This is a genomic window from Bifidobacterium sp. UTBIF-68 (genome assembly GCF_006408855.1).
Lineage (GTDB): Bacteria > Actinomycetota > Actinomycetes > Actinomycetales > Bifidobacteriaceae > Bifidobacterium > Bifidobacterium reuteri.
Map to the genome: position 1 here is coordinate 1 of NZ_JFAN01000020.1, position 22,482 is coordinate 22,482.

At 62.2% G+C, this 22,482-nt stretch carries 15 protein-coding genes, 2 tRNA genes, 2 pseudogenes and 1 riboswitch; of the genes and pseudogenes, 8 read left to right on the plus strand and 11 right to left on the minus strand.

Annotated elements, in window-relative coordinates; translation table 11 throughout:
• Positions 1–240: pseudogene (locus BW14_RS06390) on the minus strand (ISL3 family transposase); the annotation flags it as partial.
• 448 nt (positions 241–688) lie between these two features.
• Between BW14_RS06390 and BW14_RS06400 the strand changes: the two are divergent.
• Positions 689–2,050 (plus strand): ABC transporter substrate-binding protein, encoded by a 1,362-nt coding sequence (locus tag BW14_RS06400; protein WP_140489671.1) that lies wholly within the window; start codon positions 689–691, stop codon positions 2,048–2,050.
• A gap of 44 nt (positions 2,051–2,094) precedes the next feature.
• On the opposite strand, the gene BW14_RS06405 is transcribed toward BW14_RS06400, so the two are convergent.
• Positions 2,095–3,111, minus strand: coding sequence for a LacI family DNA-binding transcriptional regulator (locus BW14_RS06405; RefSeq protein ID WP_258185020.1), 1,017 nt, complete (start codon positions 3,109–3,111; stop codon positions 2,095–2,097).
• Positions 3,112–3,490: 379 nt separating this feature from the next.
• Positions 3,491–4,315 carry a M48 family metallopeptidase gene (locus tag BW14_RS06410; RefSeq protein WP_181162095.1) on the minus strand — a complete coding sequence of 275 codons (825 nt, stop codon included), beginning with the start codon at positions 4,313–4,315 and terminating at the stop codon, positions 3,491–3,493.
• A gap of 210 nt (positions 4,316–4,525) precedes the next feature.
• Between BW14_RS06410 and BW14_RS06415 the strand changes: the two genes are divergently transcribed.
• The 3 genes from BW14_RS06415 to BW14_RS06425 all read left to right on the plus strand — a co-directional run bounded on the left by BW14_RS06415 (position 4,526) and on the right by BW14_RS06425 (position 6,580).
• Positions 4,526–4,599 (plus strand) — tRNA-Ile (locus BW14_RS06415).
• A 54-nt stretch (positions 4,600–4,653) separates the two neighbouring features.
• Positions 4,654–4,726 (plus strand) — tRNA-Ala (locus BW14_RS06420).
• Between the two features lie 879 nt (positions 4,727–5,605).
• A complete protein-coding gene (locus BW14_RS06425) occupies positions 5,606–6,580 on the plus strand; it encodes a DUF5692 family protein (RefSeq protein ID WP_140463458.1) in 975 nt (324 codons plus the stop codon).
• A gap of 606 nt (positions 6,581–7,186) precedes the next feature.
• Here the strand turns inward: BW14_RS06425 and gnd are convergent.
• The 3 genes from gnd to BW14_RS06440 form a co-directional block, all read right to left on the minus strand.
• Positions 7,187–8,062 carry a phosphogluconate dehydrogenase (NAD(+)-dependent, decarboxylating) gene (gene gnd / locus BW14_RS06430; protein ID WP_140463456.1) on the minus strand — a complete coding sequence of 292 codons (876 nt, stop codon included), beginning with the start codon at positions 8,060–8,062 and terminating at the stop codon, positions 7,187–7,189.
• A gap of 393 nt (positions 8,063–8,455) precedes the next feature.
• On the minus strand, positions 8,456–9,784 hold the full coding sequence (locus BW14_RS06435) for a GntP family permease (protein WP_140464824.1): 1,329 nt from the start codon (positions 9,782–9,784) through the stop codon (positions 8,456–8,458).
• Between the two features lie 64 nt (positions 9,785–9,848).
• Positions 9,849–10,394 (minus strand): gluconokinase, encoded by a 546-nt coding sequence (locus BW14_RS06440; protein ID WP_140464826.1) that lies wholly within the window; start codon positions 10,392–10,394, stop codon positions 9,849–9,851.
• Positions 10,395–10,647: 253 nt separating this feature from the next.
• On the opposite strand from BW14_RS06440, the gene BW14_RS06445 reads away from it, so the two are divergent.
• Complete coding sequence (locus BW14_RS06445) at positions 10,648–11,502, plus strand: FadR/GntR family transcriptional regulator (protein WP_140464828.1); 855 nt, start codon at positions 10,648–10,650, stop codon at positions 11,500–11,502.
• Positions 11,503–11,658: 156 nt separating this feature from the next.
• Here the strand turns inward: BW14_RS06445 and BW14_RS06450 are convergent, their stop codons facing one another.
• A complete protein-coding gene (locus BW14_RS06450; protein ID WP_140464840.1) occupies positions 11,659–12,981 on the minus strand; it encodes a pyridoxal phosphate-dependent aminotransferase in 1,323 nt (440 codons plus the stop codon).
• 820 nt (positions 12,982–13,801) lie between these two features.
• On the opposite strand from BW14_RS06450, the gene BW14_RS06455 reads away from it, so the two are divergent.
• Both BW14_RS06455 and gdhA read left to right on the plus strand, forming a co-directional pair.
• Positions 13,802–14,236, plus strand: coding sequence for an Lrp/AsnC family transcriptional regulator (locus BW14_RS06455; RefSeq protein ID WP_140464830.1), 435 nt, complete (start codon positions 13,802–13,804; stop codon positions 14,234–14,236).
• 282 nt (positions 14,237–14,518) lie between these two features.
• A complete protein-coding gene (gdhA, locus tag BW14_RS06460; protein ID WP_140464832.1) occupies positions 14,519–15,865 on the plus strand; it encodes an NADP-specific glutamate dehydrogenase in 1,347 nt (448 codons plus the stop codon).
• Positions 15,866–15,990: 125 nt separating this feature from the next.
• Here the strand turns inward: gdhA and BW14_RS06465 are convergent, their stop codons facing one another.
• From BW14_RS06465 to BW14_RS06480, 4 genes and pseudogenes are all read right to left on the minus strand, one after another.
• The gene (locus tag BW14_RS06465; RefSeq protein WP_140464842.1) at positions 15,991–16,761 is read right to left on the minus strand and encodes an SDR family oxidoreductase; all 771 of its coding nucleotides are present in this window, start codon (positions 16,759–16,761) and stop codon (positions 15,991–15,993) included.
• Between the two features lie 433 nt (positions 16,762–17,194).
• Complete coding sequence (locus BW14_RS06470) at positions 17,195–18,763, minus strand: acyl-CoA reductase (protein ID WP_375138435.1); 1,569 nt, start codon at positions 18,761–18,763, stop codon at positions 17,195–17,197.
• A complete protein-coding gene (locus BW14_RS06475) occupies positions 18,747–19,889 on the minus strand; it encodes a CoF synthetase (RefSeq protein ID WP_181162318.1) in 1,143 nt (380 codons plus the stop codon). The genes BW14_RS06470 and BW14_RS06475 overlap by 17 nt, the downstream gene beginning before the upstream one ends.
• Positions 19,890–20,083: 194 nt before the next feature.
• Positions 20,084–21,439: pseudogene (locus BW14_RS06480) on the minus strand (solute carrier family 23 protein); the annotation flags it as partial.
• Positions 21,440–21,487: 48 nt separating this feature from the next.
• Positions 21,488–21,584: riboswitch (TPP riboswitch) on the minus strand.
• Positions 21,585–21,824: 240 nt separating this feature from the next.
• On the opposite strand from BW14_RS06480, the gene BW14_RS06485 reads away from it, so the two are divergent.
• Positions 21,825–22,304 carry a DUF4143 domain-containing protein gene (locus tag BW14_RS06485; protein WP_052382094.1) on the plus strand — a complete coding sequence of 160 codons (480 nt, stop codon included), beginning with the start codon at positions 21,825–21,827 and terminating at the stop codon, positions 22,302–22,304.
• Positions 22,305–22,482 lie beyond the last annotated feature (178 nt).

Genomic DNA, 22,482 nt, shown 5'->3' on the forward strand with positions numbered 1-22,482 from the left:
GACCGGCGTGTGCGCGAACCGGCGGAGCCATGAGGAGCGGATCCGGCCGGCCGCGCCGCATGCCGTGCAATACCGGGCGGTATCATCCCCGGGCTCGCAGCCGATCAGCCACACACCCGCACGCGAGCCCTTCTCCTCGTGCCGCTGCCAGACGGGATTCAACCCCAGCTTGTCGAGTCCGAGCAGGACACGACCATCGAACACGCTAGACTCGATGGTAAGCCGCGCGGTTTTCTTCATTTTTTCTTTCACACAACGAATAAAACCGCACGGCCCCTACACACCAAAATCGGAAGAGCCAGTTATGAGACGATTCCTGCACATAGCCGAATCGCTCGCGCATCGTCCGAGACCCGTTTTTCGCGATGGCAGTGGGGCAATTGCTGATACCCTGGCTTCACTGAGAGTCTGCCAGCGAAGCCAGGTGGACAGCCCATGGGCCAGCTCTTCTAACAAGGGGAGCCAAAATATGATCAATGAATTAATGACGCGGGATACTAGTGTATCCGCGGACGCTTGGAAAACGGCATAAAACCGGTTCGACTCACCGAATGTAAATGTTTGCAGAATAATGCGCTATACTGCAAACAATGCAAATGATTCCAATATGAATGAGTTTGCATCAAACATGACGGAGCACTGACGCTGCCGTCGAGGAGAACACACAGGAAGTCGTAAGGAGCATCCGATGAAGTCTGCTCAGAAGGTCATTGCGACCGCTGCAGTTCTGGCCATGAGCGTCGCCGCACTGTCCGCATGCGGCAGCGACACCGCCGATGACAGCAAGGGGAAGGTCTACTTCCTCAACACCAAGGCCGAAATCGTCGACCAGCTGCAGGAGCTGGCCGATGCCTACACGGATGAGACCGGCGTCTCGGTCGACATCCAGACCGCCGCCTCCGGCACAAATAACCAGACCCTGACCTCCGAGCTGTCCAAGTCCGACGGCCCGACCATGTTCAATCTTGCCGGCTTCGACCAGTACGCCAAGTTCAAGGACTACCTCGAGCCGGTCCAGGATTCCGAGGCCTACCAGCTGCTGACCGACGAAGGCAAGAGCTACGCCTACAAGGACGGCGACACCGCGTACACCATTCCGTACGCCGCCGAATGGTACGGCATCATCTACAACAAGAAGATCGTCAACGAGTACGCGAAGAAGAGCTACGCGGTCATCAAGTCCGCCGACGACATCACCAGCTGGGATGTGCTCAAGAAGGTCATGAACTCCATGCAGGAGCACAAGGACGACATCGGCCTCGAAGGCGCCGTGTCGACCCCAGGCCTGGACGCCTCCGACAACTACCGCTTCTCCTCGCACATGGCCCGCATTCCGCTGTTCTACGAGCTCAAGGATCTCGGCGTGACCTTCTCGCTCGACATCACCGGCAAGTACATGGACAACTACAAGGACCTGTGGGACACCATGGTCAAGGACAGCCCGACCGAGCCGTCGCTGATCGGCTCCGGCACCTATGAGGATTCCACCGCCGAATTCTCCACCGGCGCCGTGGCATTCTACCCGAATGGCGTGTGGGCCTACACGCAGATCAAGGACAACGACGTGGCCGACGAGGACCTGGGCATGCTCCCGTACTACATGGGCAACCCGGGCGAGGAGGACTACGGCCCGGCCGCCGTCTACGACGCCAACTGGGCGATCAACAAGAACGCCTCGGAAGCGGACAAGAAGGCTTCACTCGACTTCATCAAGTGGATGGTGAGCTCCGATACCGGCAAGAACGCCCTGGCCAAGGAGATGGGCTTCGCAGCGCCGTTCACCACCTTCGGTGATGATGATCAACCGGCAAACCCGCTCGTCGCCGCGGCCAAGGAGTGGAGCGAATCCAAGGGCAAGAAGACCGTCTACACCGCCAGCATCCCCGGCCAGCAGTGGATGGACAACATCGCCAACCCGCTCGTCGAATACACTCAGGGCACCGGCGATTGGGATGCCGTCGTGGAAGGCTTCGCCGGCACCTGGAAGACGCTGTGGGACGCCTACAAGGACTCCACCGGCATGCTGCCGCCCGCCGACCCGCTGTCCTAGTGGTTCGGCTCACTGAGGGATGCAAGGACTACACCTTGCATCCCTCAGTCTTCCCGAGCGAGGGGAGCAGTGGAGGAACGCAGCACCAGTCCCGGCATCACGATTTCGTGCGCGCGTTCCGGCGTCTTGCCTTCAATCAGCGCGAGCGTTTTCTGAGCCGCAACCCGACCCAGCGCGGCCGGATCCTGGCGGATCGTCGTCAACCCGCTTTCCTTGGCGTACGTCGAATCATCGAACCCGGTCAGCGACAGGTCACGTGGCACGCGCAGACCGTAACGAATCATCGAGAAATACAGCGGAATCGCCATAAGATCCATAACGCAGCAGACCGCCGTGGGGCGCTCGGTGAGCGCGAGAATCTGCGACAGCAGGTCGTCGGCGGGGGCGTCCACCGTCTCGTCGTAATAGATGGTTTCAGGATGAACGATACCGGCCTCGCGGCAGACGTCATCGAACCCCTGGATGCGCAGGTCGGCACTGTGCGGAATCGACGGCGACGTGCGATGCCGTACGAGCGCGATCTGCTCGTGGCCGAGCGTGATGAGATGCTCGACTATCATGCGCATGCCGCTGCGGTCGTCGATGCTCACCGTGGCGTCGTAGCCATCCAGTGACGGAGTATTCACGCCGACAATCGGGATGTGGACGCTCTGCAGACGCGAAGCCTCGTCCGGGTTGACGTTGAACGACGAGACAATTACGGCGTCGGCGTTGCGCCGCACCGGTAGCTCGGCGAAGAAGCTATGGCGCTCCTCGGGAGTGACGACCGAATACAGGGAGATATCGTAGCCTTCGTCATGCAGCACGGAATTCAGGCCGGCCAGCAGACGGGAATTGAACCAAGTCGAAATGTCCTCGCTGAGGAGCAATGCAAGGCGATAGGAGCGGCCGGTCTTCATGGAAGTAGCCGAGCGGGAGATCGAATAGTTCAGCTCGTCGGCCGCCGCGAACACACGATTGCGCGTTTTTTCAGATACCATATCCGGTTTCGCGAACGCACGCGACACCGTCGCGATAGATACGCCCGCCTTTGCGGCGACTTCCGAGATACTCGCTTCCATGACTCCCTCCATAGCGCTGCCCATAGTGCGATGCCATTGCGGGATGACATTGCGGGATGACATAGTGCATTGGCATCAATCCTGCAATGGCATCCCGCAACAGCATCCCGCAATCCGAGTTATCACCGGTGCTCACCTCGGCTGATCGACGACTCCTTATAGCCCTTGATAGCCCTTGGCAATCCCGGTAATCCTGACTAATCAGGGCACACAATCAGCACATGCACAACAATGCATAGGTTTACACCTTGATCCCACTAGTGTAACTCGCTCGAATGCCGCCGATGATGAAAATGAGCCATTGCTGTATAACCAATAACCATTGACGTAGCGACGAGGATTCATCGAGAACCCGCAGCCAGTGGAAGCCGCCGGCAGTCTACAGCACCACGCGGCGGTTGAGGTCGCGGCGCAGCACCTTCCAGCCGGGCAGGTAGGTGGTCATGCGGCGCTGGAAGCCTGCGCCATGGCCGCGTTCCCACAAGTGCGTCATCTCATGCACGAGCACGTATTCCAGGAATCGCGGCTCCATCAGACCCAATTGCAGATTCAGCCGGATGCGGCCGGTCGCCGGCGTGCACGACCCCCAGCGCGAAGTCATCAATCGCAGTGTGATATGCGTGGGGCGGCCGATCACCGGACCCCATTTCGCTAGCAGCGCGGGGAGCTGGGCGTCGATGTTCGCGGCCGCGCGGCGGCGCAGCTCTTCGGTCCAGGCGAAATGAGCGGCAACCTCAGGATATGCCGCTCCCCCGCGTGAATCATCCCGGCGCGAATCAGCCCGGCGCGTATCCGCCCGACGGCCGTCAGCAGCATCGCGCATACCGGCACCACCATCTATACCAGCGCCACCATCCGCACCGGTGCCACCATCCGCACCGGCGAATGTATGAGTATCAGCACGCGTGCCTTGCAGCCCGCCTTCGGCAAGAGACCGTTCACGGGCCGAAGCCATCTTGCGGATATTGCGATTGATCCATTCGCGGCGATTGCGAATGAAATCGGCGACAACCCGGTCGCTCATGCGCTTCGGCGCGGACACTGTGATATCGCCGTTCGGCGGCTTGATGCGCAGATACATGTTCTTGATGGGCTTGCGCACCACCATGACCGGCAATCCGTCGATGGTCAGGTTCTTGGCGGCGGCTTCGGCTGTCGAGCCTGCCGGGCAGGACCCGGAGCGCTGTGATGGTCGATACGGCATGTGTGCCATTCTCGCGCGCGGAAACGACAGTCCGATAGCGATGGAGTCGAATCTGGGGGTCCAATCTGGAACAAAGCCCACTCTCCGGAATCTGCTTTGCCGACCATTAAGACGCCGCAGCAGGTGGCGACACGCCGAAGCGGCTCAGGCGTTGACACCATTTCAGTCAGTGGTATTGTAATCACCTGTGCGCTTTTGAAGTGCATGGACGGGCCCGTAGCTCAGGTGGTTAGAGCGCATCCCTGATAAGGATGAGGTCGGAGGTTCAAGTCCTCCCGGGCCCACAGGAAAAATCAAGCGGCCGTGGTGCCGCTCTTTTTTTCCCGAATAAATCAATTGGGGCTATAGCGCAGCTGGTAGCGCATCTGCTTTGCAAGCAGAGGGTCGCCGGTTCGAACCCGGCTAGCTCCACAATCTCGAGAAACCCCGGAATCGCAAGGTTCCGGGGTTTCTCTTTTGCGGGCTATAGTCCAGCGAGGCAAAACCTCGGGCCAACCGATGAAGCACCCCAGTCACCACCCACCAGCGGAGCAATACCTCGGCCAAGCCAAGGAACCACCACTCCTACACCGCCCCAGCGAAGCAAAACCTCGAGCCAACAGCGAAACCGCCCCACTGAAAGCCATTCAGAGAGGCAAAACCTCGGCCGAGCCAATGGAACACCCCAAACACACCCCACCAGCAGGGCAGAACCTCGGGCAGACCGATGGAACACCACGCCTCCACCAGCTCAGTGACGCAAAACCTCGGCCAAGCCGAAGAAACACCCCAGCCACCACCCACCAGCGGGGCAGAACCTCGGGCCAACCAGCAAACCACCCCACTGACAGCCATTCAGCGGAGCAAAACCTCGGCCAAGCCAAGGAAACGCAGTGCGAGCCAACAGACGAGCCAGCCAGCTGTGCGCGTAGCGCGGCCCAATTGCAGGATGTTACCGTGAAGCAAACAGCGGAGCTGCTGGAAGCAACGAGCAAACCAACAGCCGCCCGGAGAGCCCGTCCTTGATTGCAGGACGAGCTGGCGACGAAGCCGTCTGGGGAGCAGCAGGGAAGCAACACGAAGCCGCAATCTCCAATCATTAGCACCAAATAGCGAGACAAACCCCAAGCAGTTGACACCTTGTCAAAATGCACTACAATAAGCCGTGAGAGAAATTGACGCTTCGTCAACAATACGGCCGCCGCAAGGAGTGCGGAGGTCAAACCTCGAACCAAGCGCCAATGCCCCGCTTCGGCGTCCGACGAGGGACGACGAAGCCGGCACAACAGCACATCAAGGGAAAGGACCGTCATGCTGTTTCAGGTCTACGGCGACAATGCCGTCTACCAATGGATTGGATGGATTCTCGTCTTCTGCTGCCTCATCGGCGCCAACGAGCTGGCCCGCCGCACCAAAACCGGCGGCATCGTCGCATTTCTCGTGGTTCCCGCCGTCCTGACCGTCTACTTCGTCACCATTTACACCGCCGCCGCCATGGGCGCGGAGTGGGCGCTCAACAACCCCACCTACGTACACATGACCAGCTGGTTCCACTACGCCAAGCTCTACGCGGCCACCATCGGCTGCATCGGCTTCATGGCACTCAAATACAAGTGGGGCTCCATCGGCAAATCGCACTGGTTCAAGTGCTTCCCGTTCGTGATCGTGGCCATCAACATCCTCATCGCCGTGGTCTCCGACTTCGAATCCGCCATCCGCGGCTGGGGCGGCACCTGGATCTCCACCGAAGGCGTAACCCTGTACGGCGGCTGGCACAACGTGTTCAACGGCGTGGCCGGCATCCTCAACATCTTCTGCATGACCGGCTGGTTCGGCATCTACGCCTCCAAGAAGAAGGACGACATGCTCTGGCCGGACATGACCTGGGTGTTCATCGTGGCCTACGACCTGTGGAACTTCTGCTACACCTACAACTGCCTGCCCACCCACTCCTGGTACTGCGGCCTCGCACTGCTGCTGGCTCCGACCGTCGCCAACTTCTTCTGGAACAAGGGCGGCTGGATCCAGAACCGTGCGTTCACACTGGCCATCTGGTGCATGTTCGCCCAGGTGTTCCCGATGTTCCAGGATTACTCGGTATTCTCCACCCAGTCCGTGAACAACCCGAACGTGAACCTCGTAGTTTCGCTGATTGCTCTGGTGGCCAACGTGCTGGCACTCGGCTACATCCTCGTCCGCGCCAAGAAGCAGGGCGTCAACCCGTGGATGCAGGAGATCTTCAAGGGCACCAAGGATTACGAGCAGGCCATCGCCCGCGCCGCATAGCTGCCTCACGACTACCGCCGCTCGGCGGGGCCTACGGGGACTCCACCGGGCTCCCCGCCCCACGGCCCGTGAGCAGGCCATCATCCGTGCCGCGTGAAAAGCCACGGGCCTGCCCGCGCCGGGCAGGCCAGACTACGCAGCCCGCGCCACCCGAACCTCAAAACCGGCTAACTCGCTTGAATGAGGTACATTCGGGGGTTTGCGAAGAGGCATCTGCCTTCAATGAGGTACCGGGATGATGAAAACCCGAGTATAAACGTTGATATTGCAACGTTCGTACTCGGGTTTTCCTGATTGAAGTACCTCATTGAAAGCAGATACCTTTCCGCAACCGGGCAAAAGTACCTCATACAAGGCAGATAGCTGAATGTGACCTATATCGCCCACGCCGCGTGACCGCAGACTACGCCGAGCAGGCCAGACTACGCAGTCCGCGCCACCCGAACCTCAAAACCGGCTGTAAGTTCGCGGCTCAACCAATATGTCGCGCACTTACAGCCGGTTTTTGCGTTGTTACAGACCGTATGTTCGCGTCGCCCTCGTTGAGCCGCGAACATACAGCCCGATTCACCCCCCGGCAGCCACTTCAGCCCCAGGCAGCCCCAATTACGCCTTGGTGACGTGGCCGCCGAACTGGGCCCGCATGGTGGAGACGACGCGCAGGGTGTCGTCGCCGCCACCGCGCGAGGTCTGACGGGCATACAACGCCGCCGCAGTGGCCGGAGTGGGCACGCCGAGCTCCAGAGCCGCTTCAATCATCCACTTGGCTTCGCCGGATTCGTTGGCCACCGGCGGCATGGACTTCAGCGTCGGATCGGTCTTGAAGGCGTTAGCAAGCAAATCGAGCAGCCATGAGCCCACCACCGAGCCAGACTTCCATGAGGTCATCACCGCGGCAGGGTCGGCGATGAGTTCGGAGCGCACCATGGTGGCGAAGCCCTCGCCGAACGCCTGCATCATGCCGTATTCCACACCGTTGTGCACCATTTTGGCGAAATGCCCGCCGCCGACCGGACCGGCCAGCACCAAGCCATACTCGCCTTCGGGCTTCAGAGTGTCGTAGATCGGCCGCATGAACTCGAAGTCCTCCTGCGAGCCACCGACCATCAGCGCGTAGCCGCGGTCGATGCCCCAGACGCCGCCCGAAACGCCGCAATCCATGAAACGTATGCCGAGTTCGCCCAATTGCGCGGCGTGACGGGCGTCGTCCACATAACGGGTGTTGCCGCCGTCAACGACCATGTCGCCGGCCTCAAGCAACGCCGCCAAGCGGTCGATGGTGTCGTCGGTGGGCTTGCCGGCCGGCACCATGACCCACACCACACGCGGGGCATCAAGCGCGGCAACCAGCGACTCCAGCGAATCGACGTCGCGCCCTGATTCGGGGGACATGTCGTAGCCGACGACCTTGTGCCCGCCAGCCGCGAGGCGCTTGGCCATGTTGCCGCCCATGCGGCCGAGTCCAATCATTCCGATGTGCATTGCAGGTTCCTTTCACAGTGATGTGGGGTACGGGATGGGGTTAAAGGATGGTGGAAATGGTGGGTGATGATGGTCTCTCCCCCAGCCAGCCTCCGGCTGACAGCCCCCTCGTCAGAGGGAGCCAAGGAAAACAGCCATAGGGGATAGGAGGGGCACGGGACCTGCCTGGCCTCATCAGAGGGACCAAGGAAAGCCACCATAGGTGGATAAGAGGGGGTACGGGACCTGGTTGGCCGCGTCCTCGCGCACCTTGAAACCGCCATGGAGGATATGGAGGAGTACAGGACAGGCGACATCCACCAGAGGGGGCCGAGGAAACCGGCCTGGGGGATGGGAGCAGTACGGGAGATGCGGCATCCCGTCCGCGATGGCCGAGGACGCGGATCACACGGGTCACAAGACCAGGGAGAGGAGCATCACACAGCCGAGGCCCACCACGGACAGCACGGTCTCCATCAGCGACCAGGTCTTGAGGGTCTGGGAGACGGACATGCCGAAGTACTCCTTGACCAGCCAGAAGCCGGCGTCGTTGAGGTGGGAGAAGAACACGGAGCCGGCGCCGATGGCGAGCACGAGCAGCGCCAGATGCGTGGGGCTCATGCCGGTGGCGAGCGGCACCATGATGCCGGAGGCGGTCACGGTGGCCACGGTGGCGGAACCGGTGGCGAGGCGGATGAGCACAGCCACGAGCCAGCCGGCGATCAGCGGGTTCATCGCGGATTCGGAGATGCCGTTGGCGATTACGTCGCCAATGCCGGAGTCCACCAAGGTCTGCTTGAAGCCACCGCCCGCGCCGACGATGAACACGATGCCCGCCACGGAGGCGAAGGACTTGCCGACTTCGCCGTTGATGAATTCGCGGGTACGGCCTTGCATGAAACCGAGCAGCACCATGGCCACCACGGCGGTGATGAACAGCGCGGTCAGCGGCGTGCCGATGAAGACGAGCACACGGCCCCACAGCGACTCGGTCTGTTCGGTCAGATCCACCACGGAGGCGGCGAGCATCAGCACCACGGGCAGCAGGATGACGGTCATGGCCTGAGCGAACGACGGACGCTTGGACTCATCCTTGACGGCCTCCTTCTCGGCGGCCTGCTCTGGCGCGGGGATGGGCACCCACTTGGCCATGATGCGCGCCATCAACGGCCCGGAGATGATGACGGTGGGCACGGCCACGAGCAGGCCGAGCGCCAGCGTGACGCCGAGGTTGGCGTTGAGGGCGGAAATCGCGACCAGCGGGCCGGGGTGCGGCGGCACGAAGGCGTGCAGGGTGGACAGGCCGGCAAGGGCTGGGATGCCGAGCAGGATCACCGGCATCTTGGCGCGGCGGGCGGCGAACAGCACCACCGGGATGAGAATCACGACGCCGACCTCGAAGAACATCGGGATGCCGACGATGAACGCAATCAGCGCCATCGCCCACGGCAGCAATTGCAACGGCGTCTTGGCCATGATCGTGTCCACGATCACGTCGGCGCCGCCTGAGGCGAACAGCAGTGTACCGATGATCGAGCCGAAGGCGATGAGCAGGCCGACGTTGGACACGGTTGAGCCGACGCCTGAGGTGAAGCTGTTCCAGGATTCGTCGAACGGCACGCCGGCGCAGATGGCCATGACGAACGAGCCGACCATGAGGGAAATGAATGGATGGACTTTGGCGACGGCTATGAGCAGCACGATGGCTGCGATGCCGATGATTGCGGCGAGGATGAGGTTCATGGGGGAATTCCTTGCGTTCGTTGGAAGGATTGGAGTTACGTTTTCGGGCTGGCTTCGTAGGCGTTCAGGCCGCTGCGGATACCGTCGCGTCGTTGGCAGCCTTGGATGCCTGATATTGGCGGACTGCTTCGACGGCTTGGGCGACGACTTCGTCGATGGTGCCGTCGACCGGTACGACCACGCCGTTTTCGTCCGATTCGAGCGGCTGCAGATCATTGAACTGGCTGGCCAGCAGCGATGGCGGCATGAAGTGGTCCTTGCGGGCGGAAAGTCGGCTGTAGATCAGCTCCTGAGAGCCGGCAAGGTGCACGAAGAACACGTCGACGTTCTCGCGCAGCAGGTCGCGGTAGGCGCGCTTGAGGGCGGAGCTGGAGACCACGGTGTTCTGGTCGAGTGCCTCGCGGGCCACCATCCAGGTGTTGATGACGCGAAGCCACGGCCAACGGTCTTCGTCGGTCAGGGGGATGCCGGCGCTCATCTTATCGATGTTGGCCTGCGGGTGGAAGTCGTCGCCCTCTGCCATGACGTAGCCCAGCTGGTCACGAATCGCCTCGGCGACCGTGGATTTGCCGCATCCGGCGACGCCCATCACTACGACGTGAATGCTCATCTGGATTGTCCTTTCAACTGCTTTGTTGATTGGTTGATTGTTGAGTAATACTATACGATTCTTTCGTCGTACTTGTCAAGTTAAAAGTACTACTTATTTTCGGAATGGCATGATTTTTCTGACAATTATGATGAGATATGACGAAACAGCAGGGACGCGGCACATCGGCGGACACGGCCCGGAGCACACGGCGCGGAGCACAGACCCGGAGCATACGGCCGCAATGACATCAGCACCGCAGGGAGGGAAGACCATGAACGGAAGCACCGGCGACACCATTTCGACGACGCCGACCCCCGTCCCGGCCACCAGTCAGGCCGCAAATCCAACTACGCACACGCCCGCCAGCCCAGCCATCACCCCAACCCGCACCCCGGCCTTCACCACCGCGCACGTCAACCACAACCCCGACGAGTCACACGAAAGCGCCTTGCTGCACAAGGCCATCACCGACGAACTTGCCGTGGACATGCTGGAGGGACGCTGGCCGGCTGGCGAGGCGATGACGCTGGAGGCTATTCAGGAGCGATTCGCCACATCGCGCACAGTGGCCCGCGAGGTAGCCAAATATCTGGAGGCGATGGGTGCGGTGAGCGTCCGCCGGCGCGTGGGGCTGGTGCCGCGCGCGGTGGAGGAATGGGCCGCGCTCAATCCGCAGGTGATCCGATGGAAGCTCATGTCCAACAGGCGCAAGGAGCAGCTGCGCACGCTCACCGAACTCCGGCTGGCCATCGAGCCGGCTGCAGCGGCCGCGGCGGCACGCAACGCCTCGATGGAGGCCCGCGCGATGTTTCCGGTCATGGCCGGCGAACTGCGCAAATGCGGCGAGGCCGGCGATCTGGACACCTTCCACGACCTCGACGTGCGCTTCCATTCCTCTATTCTGCTCAGCAGCGGCAACGAGCTGTTCGCCTCGATGGCGGACATCATCGGCATTGTGCTCAAAGGCCGCGTGGAACTGCACATGTATCCGCAGAAACCGAAGCCGTCCGCCCTCGACGCCCACGACGCGGTGGCCGAGGGCATCTGGCGCGGCGATCCGAACCGCGCCCGCGAGGCGATGCACGCCATCGTGGACGAGGTGGCCGAGTCGCTGGAACTTACGTAATTCGTAAGCGATACACGGCAATACGCGGCGATACGCGATAGCCGGTCGCCCCTGCAACGGAACTCGAAGATCAGCGGCCACTTTCGGCTCCATATACTGGCCCACACCCTGCCGGCACTCCTCTGGCTAACACACCAGCAAAGGGCACGGTCGCGTCTACGCCATTACGGCCATGGGGTGATAAGACGCGCTGTGACGTCCGGTGACCGGGTTCCATACACGCTCGGCGAAAGCACGCAGACGCGCGACGCCTTCGCGCAGTTCATCGGCGTCACCCGCATAGGACAGACGCACGAATCCGCGACCAGCCTCGCCGAACGCCTCTCCTGGCACCACGGCCACACGCTCCTCGTCCAGGAGACGGCGCGAGAATTCATCCGAGTCGAGACCGGTGAGACGCACGTCCACGAACGCATAGAACGCGCCCTGCGGTCTGATGAGACGCAGCACCGGGCAACCTGCCAGCCCGTCGAGCACGATCTGCCGCTTGGCCCGGTATTCCTCACGCATCGCGTCGACGTGATCCTGCGGACCGGCCATCGCGGCCACGCCGGCGTACTGGGACAGCGAATTGACCGACGAATGCATGAGCTCGGCGATTTTGCCGGTCTCTTCGATGACACGTTCAGGGGCCAGCAGGTAGCCGATGCGCCAGCCGGTCATCGCGTAGGTCTTCGACAGGCTCTCAACTACGATTGTGCGTTCCTTCATGCCAGGCACTGCGGCGATGGACGGCGCCACCTGTGTCATCTGCGCCATCTGTGCCACCTGTGTCATCTGCGCCGCCAGCGCCGCACCGCCGCGACCAGCATCGCCGGAGATGCCTTCGGCGGAAGCGACACCCGATTCCTCCCCATCGAACACGAACGGATGGTAGACCTCATCGGAAATGGCCCAGATGTTATGCCGCTTGCAGACCCCAGCGATCCGCACCATTTCGGCCGCGGATGTAACCGCGCCGGTCGGATTGCCGGGGGAGTTGATGATCACCGCGCGGGTGCGAGGAGTGATCGCCGCTTCGATGTCCGCCGCATTGATGCGCATGCCGTTCTCCGGACGCAGCGCCACCGTGACCGGTCGCCCGCCCACCAGCATCACCTCGGCGTCGTAAGACGTGAAATACGGCGAGGGGATGATGACCTCGTCGCCGGGCGCAACCACGGCAGCCAACGCAAGATACAGGCCGATCGTGGCGCCATCCACGGCCTGAATCTCGCGCTCCGGATCGTAGGAGATTCCCTTCATCCGCGCGGAATAGTCGGCGACAGCTTGACGGTATTCGGGGATGCCGAGCACATTGGTGTAGCGCGTATGCCCGGCCCGCGCGGCCTCGCACGCCGCCTCGACGATGTGCGGTGCCGCGGTGGCGCTCGGCTCGCCGACTGTCAGGGAGATCGCGTCCGGCACCTGCTCCACACGATCGAACACGTCGCGGATGCCGGAACGCGGTATCGCCAACGCAGCAGAGGAGATCGGCATATCCGCGCCGGATGCCGCAACAGCCCGCACGTCGGAAACTTCACCGGAAACCGCGCCAAGTGGCGCACCGGGTGCCACTGTGGATTGTGCTTCGGCCACTATCCCGGTCGCCTGAACCACCATGGATGACTCGGATACCGCGAACGTCCGGGACAGGGACGCCTCAGACGACTCGGACCGCGACACGACGGACTGCTGCTGCATGATCACCCTCCTACGCTCAACCGACCCTTAGAGTCACCACAACGGGAATTATTACGACCTAAGAGCATTTCCATAGGAATTATTACACAATAGAGCGACTATCTATGTAAACATTACGTTTCTAGAAGCCTCCTATCGGAATAATGCCAACAATCCTCCACGTACGCGGGATACAGTCCGCCTTTCAGCGCGCCATTGCCAGCCACAGCAGTACAGACATTCCGCCGGCCTCAAACGGGGCGAAACATAAGGTTTTCGCACCATCGGTTTATGTTTCGCCCCACTTTGGCCATACGAAATGGGACGAAACATAAACTGTTGACGTTGAAAACTTATGTTTCGCCCCAAATCCGGCCTCTAGCTGCCTCTAATTGAGGTTTACGCGGGAGATTGGCCGGCGCCATCGGCCACAACGGCATCATCGGCCGCAATCGGCGCTGTCGGCCATAGCTGGCAACCACAGCCGGGGCTGTCAACCACACTAGACGCCATCAACCACACTAGCCGCCATCAACCACAGCTGGCAACGGGCCGGCAGCGGGTACAGTGGCATCAGGAAAGTGGCATCAGGAACAGAGAACCGGAACACGAGCGGGCGCATCAGAAAAGAGGCGGCATGACGGCAATCGACGATATCGACCAGCGCATTCTCACCATGCTGGAGGCGGATGGCCGCGCCACGCTGGCGCAGCTGGCTCAGGAGACCGGACTGTCCGTGTCCGCCGCGCAATCGCGCGTGCAGAAGCTGGAGAAACGCGGCGTCATCAAGGGCTATAAAGCCATCGTCGATCAGGAGCAGCGCGGCCTGCCGATCAGCGCGTTCGTCAATGTGACGCCGCTCGACTACTCCGCCGAATCGTCGATTCCGGAGAAGCTCAGGGACATCGACGGCATCATTTCTTGCTATTCGGTGGCGGGAGCACCCAGTTTCGTGCTGGTGGTGCGCGTGGCCTCCCCCACCGCGCTCGAGGAACTGCTCAACCTCATCCATCGCACGGTGCCGGTGAGTACCGAGACCACGATGATTCTGCAGACCTATTTCGCCCACTGAATCACGGAGCAGCCGACGCTTGGGTCGGTCGCGTATAACGGGCACGCGGCAAAGCACGTCGCCCGCCTGTGCGTGCGGCCCATCCGCTGCCTCGCCCCATCTGACACCCCGGTCCATCCGCTGCCCCCCGACTCATCCGGCACCCCAGCCATCAGCTCCATCCGCCCCACCCCCCTGTCCACCTGTTGACTAATCCCGGACCGACCTCTTGAGCGTTTCCAGCCAACGCGCCTACAATCGGAGTCGTCTTATTGATAGTCCAACCCAAGGGGGAGTTTCACTATGCTCACCAACGAGTACGTCAAGCGCGTCTACGAACAGGTCGAGAAGCGCGATGGCGACCAGCCCGAGTTCCTGCAGGCCGTCTACGAAGTGCTGGACACGCTTCAGCCGGTCATCGCCAAGCATCCCGAGTATGAGAAGAACGGCGTGCTGGAGCGCCTGGTCGAGCCCGAGCGCGTGGTCAAGTTCCGCGTGGCCTGGGTGGACGACGCCGGCAAGGTGCAGGTCAACCGCGGCTACCGCGTGCAGTTCAACTCCGCCATCGGCCCGTACAAGGGCGGCCTGCGCTTCCACCCGACCGTCAACGAGGGCGTCATCAAGTTCCTCGGCTTCGAGCAGATCCTCAAAAACAGCCTGACCACGCTGCCGATGGGCGGCGGCAAGGGCGGCTCCGACTTCGACCCGAAGGGCAAGTCCGACGCCGAGGTCATGCGCTTCTGCCAGGCCTTCATGACCGAACTGTGCCGCCACATCGGCCAGTTCACCGATGTTCCGGCCGGCGACATCAACGTCGGCGCCCGTGAGATCGGCTACCTGTTCGGCCAGTACAAGCGCATCCGCGACGAGTACTCCGGCGTGCTGACCGGCAAGGGCCTGGAGTTCGGTGGTTCGCTGGCCCGCACCGAGGCCACCGGCTACGGCGTCTGCTACTACACCGCCGAAGCCCTGCGCGTGCTGAAGAACGATTCCTTCGAGGGCAAGACCGTGGTAATCTCCGGTTCCGGCAACGTGGCCATCTACGCTGCGCAGAAGGCCGAGGAGCTGGGTGCCAAGGTCGTGACCGTGTCCGATTCCAACGGCTACGTCTACGATCCGAACGGCATCGACGTGGCTGTGGTCAAGCAGATCAAGGAAGTCGAGCGCGGCCGTATCAAGGAGTACGCCGAGCGCGTGCCATCCGCCGAATACCATGAGGGCTGCTCCGGCGTGTGGACCGTGCCGTGCGACATCGCACTGCCGTGCGCCACCCAGAACGAGATCAACGAGGAGTCCGCCAAGGCCCTGGTCGCCGGCGGCTGCAAGGTGGTCGTGGAGGGCGCGAACATGCCGTCCACGCCTGAGGCCATCGAGGTCTATAAGTCCAACGGCCTGCTGTACGGCCCGGCCAAGGCCGCGAACGCCGGCGGCGTGGCCGTCTCCGGCTTGGAAATGAGCCAGAACAGCTACCGCCTGAGCTGGACCTTCGACGAGGTGGACGCCAAGCTCAAGTCCATCATGGAGTCCATCGTGGCCGAGTCGCTGAAGGCCGCCAAGGAATACGGCGAGGAAGGCGACCTGATGGCCGGTGCGAACATCGCCGGCTTCGTCAAGGTGGCCAACGCTATGGTCGCCCAGGGCGTGCTGTGAGCCTGCTGTAGGCTATAACACCGAATACCTCACTAAACGTACGCTGAGAGCAAACTCAGCGTACGTTTAGTGAGGTATTCGTGCTTTGGCCGCTTTGTGCACGGTGGTGCGCCCTTACCGCATGGTTAGCGCATGGTCAGGCCGCCGTCGACGTGCAGGCATTGGCCGGTGATGAAGCCGGCCAGGTCGGAGGCCAGCAGCGCCACTCCCCCGGCGATGTCGTCCGGCCGCGCCAGACGACCCAGCGGCGTCATGGCGATGATATGTTCGCGCACGTCCTCCGTGGTGGCGGCGCTGGAGGCGGTCCCAGCCGTCAGACCGGCGGCAATGGCGTTGACGGTGATGCCGAAACCGCCCAATGCCTGGGCCAGCGAACGGGTCATGCCCACCAAGCCGCCTTTGGCGGTGATGTACGAATGGTACGGCACAATCGGCGCATCGACCAGATTGCTGGACACGTTGATGATGCGTCCGAACGTCTGCGCCTGCATCAGCGGCACGACGTGCGAGCACATCAGATACGCCCCATGCATGCATCCTTCAAGCTGCGCATGGAATTCTGCCCAGTTGCCGCCCGTAAAGGTTGATCGACGCCGTGGATCGAACGAAAACCGCCCGAACGCGTTGTTCACCAAGATGTCCACGCCGCCGAACGCATCGACGGCCGCGTCCACCAGCTTCTTGGACTGCTCGTCGTCGCAGACATCGGCCTGTACCGCGATCGCCGTGCCGCCCAGCGCGCGGATGCCGTCAACGGTACGCTGGGCGCTGTCCGCATCGTGCACATAGTTCACGACGACCGCAGCCCCGCACAACGCCAGGCGCGCGGCCACCGCGGCGCCGATGCCCTTGCCGGAACCGGTGACGATCGCCGTCCGCCCGCTCAGATCCGCCATCGGGCCGCGCACTCCCCCGGCCGCCGCGTCACCAGTACCAGCCGCGCCGACTGCACTACCTGCACATACTGCTGCCATCATCCTCACCTTCCATATACCTGATATTCACTACGGTCCTGTATCAGCAATTCGTGACAAACTGACTACCCCTCAGTCCCGCTTCGCGGGCCAGCTCGTCCTGCAATTTCGGACGCGCTCCGCGCGCAACCTGCTGGCTCGCACGTTGCCTACACACAGCTCCGCTGTCTGCTTCACGGCAACGGTCCTGCAATCACGGACGCGCTACGCGCAGCAACCAGCTGGCTCGCCTGTCGGCTCGCACGTTGCCTACAGACAGCTCCGCTGTCTGCTTCACGGCAACGTCCTGACAAGGGGAGCCGGAAACACAACTATCGAACTGCTACTGCTGCCGCCATCGCCGTGCTATTCCGTGCTATTCCATGTCGAGATCGAACGAATCGCTGTACGTATCGCTGCCGCGCTCGATATCCACGGCTCGCAGCAGATCGATGAGATTGAAGCCGCCGTCGTGATGCCAGCCGGATTTCGCCCGATCCATCTCCCCCAATGGGCAGACGCGATCGACGCCCACCTGCGCCAGCGCATCGGCAAGACCGAACAGTCGGCTGGAATCCACGGCCACCCCGCAGCTTTGCAGCCATCCCCGGCAATTGGCCAGCTGTCCGACGGCATCCATCAGATCAGGTACCGCCACCACGTTGATGGTCCGGTTCAGCGGGGACATCAACGACGTAAGCGTCTCGGCGGCACCCAGCCCCGTCTCGGCAGCCGCAGCCAAGCCAGCGCCCGCAACGCCCGCATCAGACTCAAGTTCGCGATACAGCACCGTCCATGCCGTGCCGTCCCTACTGGCTATCACCGCATCCGAACCGCCCATCAGCGCCTGCATCTCAGTATCGGTGCGCGCCCGCTGGATGGCCATGTTCTCAGCGTCGCTTAGCACCGCACGCGGGTATTTGCACTGCTGACCCTCCAGCTCACCGCCCAGCAGCTGGGCGACTTCGCGCGGGGCAAGCGCTCCACCGGTCTCGACGAATATGGTCTGCGGGGCCAGACAGCTCTGTTGGTCGTAGGTGGCGATATCTATGGCCGCGCGATGCACGGTGTCGGCATACGTATCCGGCCGCAGCGCCTCGCGCCCGATGAACGCCAGACCGATCTTAGCCCCGTACCCCAGGCAGGGCTTGGCGCCCGCGACCTTACCGGCGATCAGCTTGGTGGTGGTCGACGAGCCGTAGACGATGACGGCGTCGGCGGCGTCGATGGCGGGGTCCTCCAGCTCCTGCGAGCCGCCCTTCCACGGCACCACGGCGATGGCGTCGGCCAGTTCCGGGTCGATCATAGCGATGCTGCGTGCGAAGAATGCGGGCATCACCGGTTCCGAGAACGAGGATTTGCCGAGGATCGCGCCTTTGACCAGCAGGGTCATGACCATGCTCCACACCGGGATGCCCGGCACGTTGCTGGAGAACACCTGATACGTGAGGCGCGGGCCGACATACCGGGAATAGCCGCCCGCCTTGTTGGGCCGGAATCCGTCGAGCATGGCCGGCTGTCCGATTTCGGCGTCGAGGAACCGCAGCAGTTCGCGGCGACGGAACTGTCGCATGTACCGTTTCAGTTCGATGCGCACCATGTCGGGCTGGTAGCCGGTGATCGCGGGGATGAGAAGCTCGGCCTGACGCCGCAGCTTGAAATCGGGATCGGTCCACAGCTCGGCGGCGCGCGCAAGCACGTCGAGGATGTCGTTGACGCTCATCGCGGCCAATCGGCGGGCGCGCACCTCGGTCAGCCGCCGTGCGAGGGCGGTGATGGCCGGCCCGTTGAGCACGGGATAGCGCAACTGCCGCGCGCCTTGCGCCGTGGCGACGTCATAGGTCGCGTACTCCGCAGGCTCCACGCCCGAAGGCAGATGGAAGACATCGATGGTGGCCGTCGAGGATGCCGGAAATCCGCCCATAGCCTCACCCACGGTTGGCACTGATGACCTCGTCCACCGCAATCGAGCATCCGCGGGCCTCGGCACCCTTCGCCCTGCCCTGCAGCAGGAATCCGTCCGGTGTGCGATGGCCCAGGTCCTCGGTCAGGATGCCGATGCAGGAGTTCCAGTTGGCCAGGTCGTAGTGGGCGATTACGCCGGTCTCGCCATCCTTGACGGGCGTCAGCGTGTTCGGATCCAGGAACACCGTGCGCACCCATGACGGGTTCGCCTTGAGATAATTGCTGGTGCCGTCCGTGTACCAGGACAGGATGTTCTGGTCGTAGATCTGGGAGCTGAGCTCGGTCATGCCGTACATGTTGACGCAGTGGTGGCGCGGCACGCCCAACGTCTGCTCCAGTTCGGCGAGCATCTGGTCTTCGGTGATGTCGCGCTTGGTGCTCTTGAATCCGCCGGTGTCGAACAGGCGGCTGTCGGCGGCCAAGGCGAACGTCAGATTGCGCTCGTGCAGGTAGTCGAGCAGATACAGGTAGGACGACGAAACGCCCATCAGCATGACCGGCTCCTGATCGGCCACCGCGCGGTTCAGGAAGTCGATGATGCCGTCGAACTTGAGCCCGTGCTCGTCGAAGTAGATGCCGCTGCCCTCGCTGCCGCATTGTTCCACGGCCTTGGTGAGGTAGCGGGAGAGCGACGAGTTCTGGTTCATGTCCCACGCGGGGGAGATCACGGCGATGCGGATGCGTTCGCGGTCCGGCATGATGAAATGGCGGAACGGCACGATCATCGACTCATCCCACACCTCCAGGTCCGGGTGGAAGTTGCGGCCGCGCATCGCACCGCCGTGCGTGGTGCCGCTGGTCATAAACACCGCTTCGCACTGGTCGGTGGGGATGGTGGACAGGGTGAGGTGCTTGAATCCGTCCACTGGCATCGGCGGAATCTCCCGCCAGCCGCGCAGCGAGGCGGGCGTGATGCGCTTGGCCGCGCAATACCGGCGATACGGCAGGTCATAGGTGTACTGGTATGTGAACACGTCGCGGGCCAAGGCGTCGAACGCCTCGTCCGGCGCCTGTTCGCAGCCATAGGTGTGGATGAAATCGAGAATCTCCTGTTTGATACGGCCCGCGTCGGCCTTCACATCGGTCCCGCCAGTCATTGCAGTCATTGATCTGCTCCCCTCCGATTCCGCTGAGTATTCCGAATCCTGATATGCATTATTGTTCGCTGAACTCAGTCCCGCTTGGCGACGTTCGAGTTATCCACAACATTTGTGGATGGCGCGGCTACAGTAGCATTCGCTACGTTCACAGTGGCCTTAGCACCGTTCGCAGCAGCACTCGCAACGTCCGCAGTGGCATTCGCTACGCTCCCAGAAGCATCCGCACCGTTCGCAGCAGCCTCCGCTACGTTCGTTGCCGGTTCAGCGGCATCCGGCGTGCGATGCCGAGCCACCAGATCCGGCAGCGCCACGAACAGCGCGTTGAGGATGATCGCGCAGAATACGCCGACCATGATGTTGTTGCCGAAGAACACGCTCGCGCCACCGGTCAGCCCGGCGAGCGCCTTCGGCAGCGCGATGCCGAGCAGCAGGGACATGCCGATCACCATCTGACGGCGTTCGTCGTCGGCGACCTTGCGCAGCGTGCGGATGCCCGTCACAATCAGGCTGGCGGCAGCGGGCAGGAAGATGCCGCCGACGACAGCCGAGGGAATCACAGACAGCAGGGCGCCGGCCTTCGGCACGAAGCCGAGGATCAGTAGTAGCACTGCGGCGATGACCACAGGCGTGCGCGTGCGCAGCTTGCCTTCACCGGTCAGGTTCAGCAGACCCACGTTCTGCGGGTACGCGGTGGTCGTGAAGCCGCCGATGAGCGAGGAGATGGCGGAACCGGCCGCCTCGCCGGCCAGACCGTAGCGCACCTGCTTGCGCTCAAGCGGGGTGCCCTGAATCTCGGAAGCCGCCTGATACACGCCCAGCGCCTCCATCACGGCGACCATGTAGGCGATGAAGAACGGTACGAAGATCTTCCAATCGAACGTAAACGGACCGTAAGGCAGGAAGGTCGGCAGACCAAGCCAGCCCTTTGATGCGACGGGGGAGAAGTCCACCATGCCCAGCGCGGCGGCGACCACAGTACCCACCACGAGCGCGATCAGGAAGGAGAACGATTTGAGCAATCCCTTGCCGAGCAGGGACAGCACCAGCACGATCGCCGTGGTCAGGATGGACACGGTGAGGATGCGGGGGTCGGCGAACGTCTTGTCGCCGGGAGCGCCGCCGAGGAACTCGCTCAGCGTGAACCCGGACAGGGATACGCCCACCATGAAGATGACCACACCCGAGATCAGCGGGGAGAACAGGAACCGCATCCGTTCGATGACGCCGGTCAGGCACAGTACCAGGAATACCAGCGAGGCGATGAGGATGGACGAGCTGGCCGCGCCCAGCATGCCGGCGGTGCCGGCCGCGATCATCAGGGCGTCGAATGCGGCGGACGGGCCCTGCACCACGGGCAGACGCACCAGTCGGGTGGCCTGGATCAGCGTGACCAGACCGGAGACGATGAAGATGGCGTTGATCATGTTCGACGACAACGCGATCGGCAGGCCGATGGCGCCCGCCACGAACACCGGGTCGAGCCAGACGTTGGAGACGAACACATGCTGGAAGCCCAGCAGGACGTTTTGGGCGGTCAGTTCCTTGCGTATTGACACTCTCTTGCTTCCTCCCTCAATGCGCACGCGGCTCTCGAGTCGAACGGAAGCGTCCAACCGTCGTAGTCCCTACGCGAGTATGAGCTCACAGGTTCGAAGGGTTCGGCGAATGCCGTCTCAGCCAGAGGCGCCCCTTACGAATCGGTTTCGAGGTCACCGTAGCAAACACAGCGGCTGTGAGTCAAGGAAATTCCCGCGCCGGGCCAGATTGACGGGTTTGTCATGTCGATTGACGGGGTTGCCACCTCGGCTGACGGAAGTGTAACGAATTCTGTTACAAATCCGTCAGCCAAACAAGGAAACGAAAACGGTCCAAATAAGGAAATAAAATCAGTCCAAATAAGGAAACGAAATCGGTCCAAATAAGGAAATGGAGCCTTTCGGGATGTCATCGAAGCCCGCATGGAATCCAAATCTTCGTTCGAAAACCGCCATTCGATCGGCGGATACGCGGCATTTCGTCGATCCGTCCATCGCTGCGGCTGCCCTTGGTGTGAATCCTCAGGGCATTTTACGTGACTTGGAGACCTTCGGCCTACTGTTTGAAGGAATGTGCATCCGCGATCTTCGCGTCTATGCGGACGCATTGGGCGGACAGGTGTTCCACTATCGTGACAAGACCGGTTTGGAATGCGATGCCGTGGTCCATTTGCGTGACGGACGGTATGGTCTCATCGAGGTCAAACTCGGAGGAGACAAACTAACCAACGAGGGTGCCTCGAACCTGTTGAAGCTGGCCGGAAGACTGGATACCTCCAAGATGTCCGAGCCCAGCTTCCTCATGGTGCTCACCGGTACCGGAGCCTACAGCTTCACGCGTCCGGACGGAGTAATCGTCGCGCCCATCACCACATTGCGGCCATGACACGCCGCACCGGCGCCAACGGCACACGCGCATCAGCCAGATGACACGACGAGGCCGCCGTCCCTGAAGGAAAGGGACGGCGGCCTCATACATAGCACCTGCAATATGGTGCCGTACGGCACCGAGCCGGTCGGCTGTCAGCCGTACGTTTGCCGGGAACACTCGGTAGTCGATTATC

What these genes read in the sequence shown, in the direction of transcription:
- BW14_RS06400 (WP_140489671.1), top strand. Translation starts at nt 689, where the DNA reads ATGAAGTCTGCTCAGAAGGTCATTGCGACCGCTGCAGTTCTGGCCATG.
- BW14_RS06405 (WP_258185020.1), bottom strand. Translation starts at nt 3,111, where the DNA reads ATGGAAGCGAGTATCTCGGAAGTCGCCGCAAAGGCGGGCGTATCTATC.
- BW14_RS06410 (WP_181162095.1), bottom strand. Translation starts at nt 4,315, where the DNA reads ATGCCGTATCGACCATCACAGCGCTCCGGGTCCTGCCCGGCAGGCTCG.
- BW14_RS06425 (WP_140463458.1), top strand. Translation starts at nt 5,606, where the DNA reads ATGCTGTTTCAGGTCTACGGCGACAATGCCGTCTACCAATGGATTGGA.
- gnd (WP_140463456.1), bottom strand. Translation starts at nt 8,062, where the DNA reads ATGCACATCGGAATGATTGGACTCGGCCGCATGGGCGGCAACATGGCC.
- BW14_RS06435 (WP_140464824.1), bottom strand. Translation starts at nt 9,784, where the DNA reads ATGAACCTCATCCTCGCCGCAATCATCGGCATCGCAGCCATCGTGCTG.
- BW14_RS06440 (WP_140464826.1), bottom strand. Translation starts at nt 10,394, where the DNA reads ATGAGCATTCACGTCGTAGTGATGGGCGTCGCCGGATGCGGCAAATCC.
- BW14_RS06445 (WP_140464828.1), top strand. Translation starts at nt 10,648, where the DNA reads ATGAACGGAAGCACCGGCGACACCATTTCGACGACGCCGACCCCCGTC.
- BW14_RS06450 (WP_140464840.1), bottom strand. Translation starts at nt 12,981, where the DNA reads ATGCCGATCTCCTCTGCTGCGTTGGCGATACCGCGTTCCGGCATCCGC.
- BW14_RS06455 (WP_140464830.1), top strand. Translation starts at nt 13,802, where the DNA reads ATGACGGCAATCGACGATATCGACCAGCGCATTCTCACCATGCTGGAG.
- gdhA (WP_140464832.1), top strand. Translation starts at nt 14,519, where the DNA reads ATGCTCACCAACGAGTACGTCAAGCGCGTCTACGAACAGGTCGAGAAG.
- BW14_RS06465 (WP_140464842.1), bottom strand. Translation starts at nt 16,761, where the DNA reads ATGGCGGATCTGAGCGGGCGGACGGCGATCGTCACCGGTTCCGGCAAG.
- BW14_RS06475 (WP_181162318.1), bottom strand. Translation starts at nt 19,889, where the DNA reads ATGACTGCAATGACTGGCGGGACCGATGTGAAGGCCGACGCGGGCCGT.
- BW14_RS06485 (WP_052382094.1), top strand. Translation starts at nt 21,825, where the DNA reads ATGTCATCGAAGCCCGCATGGAATCCAAATCTTCGTTCGAAAACCGCC.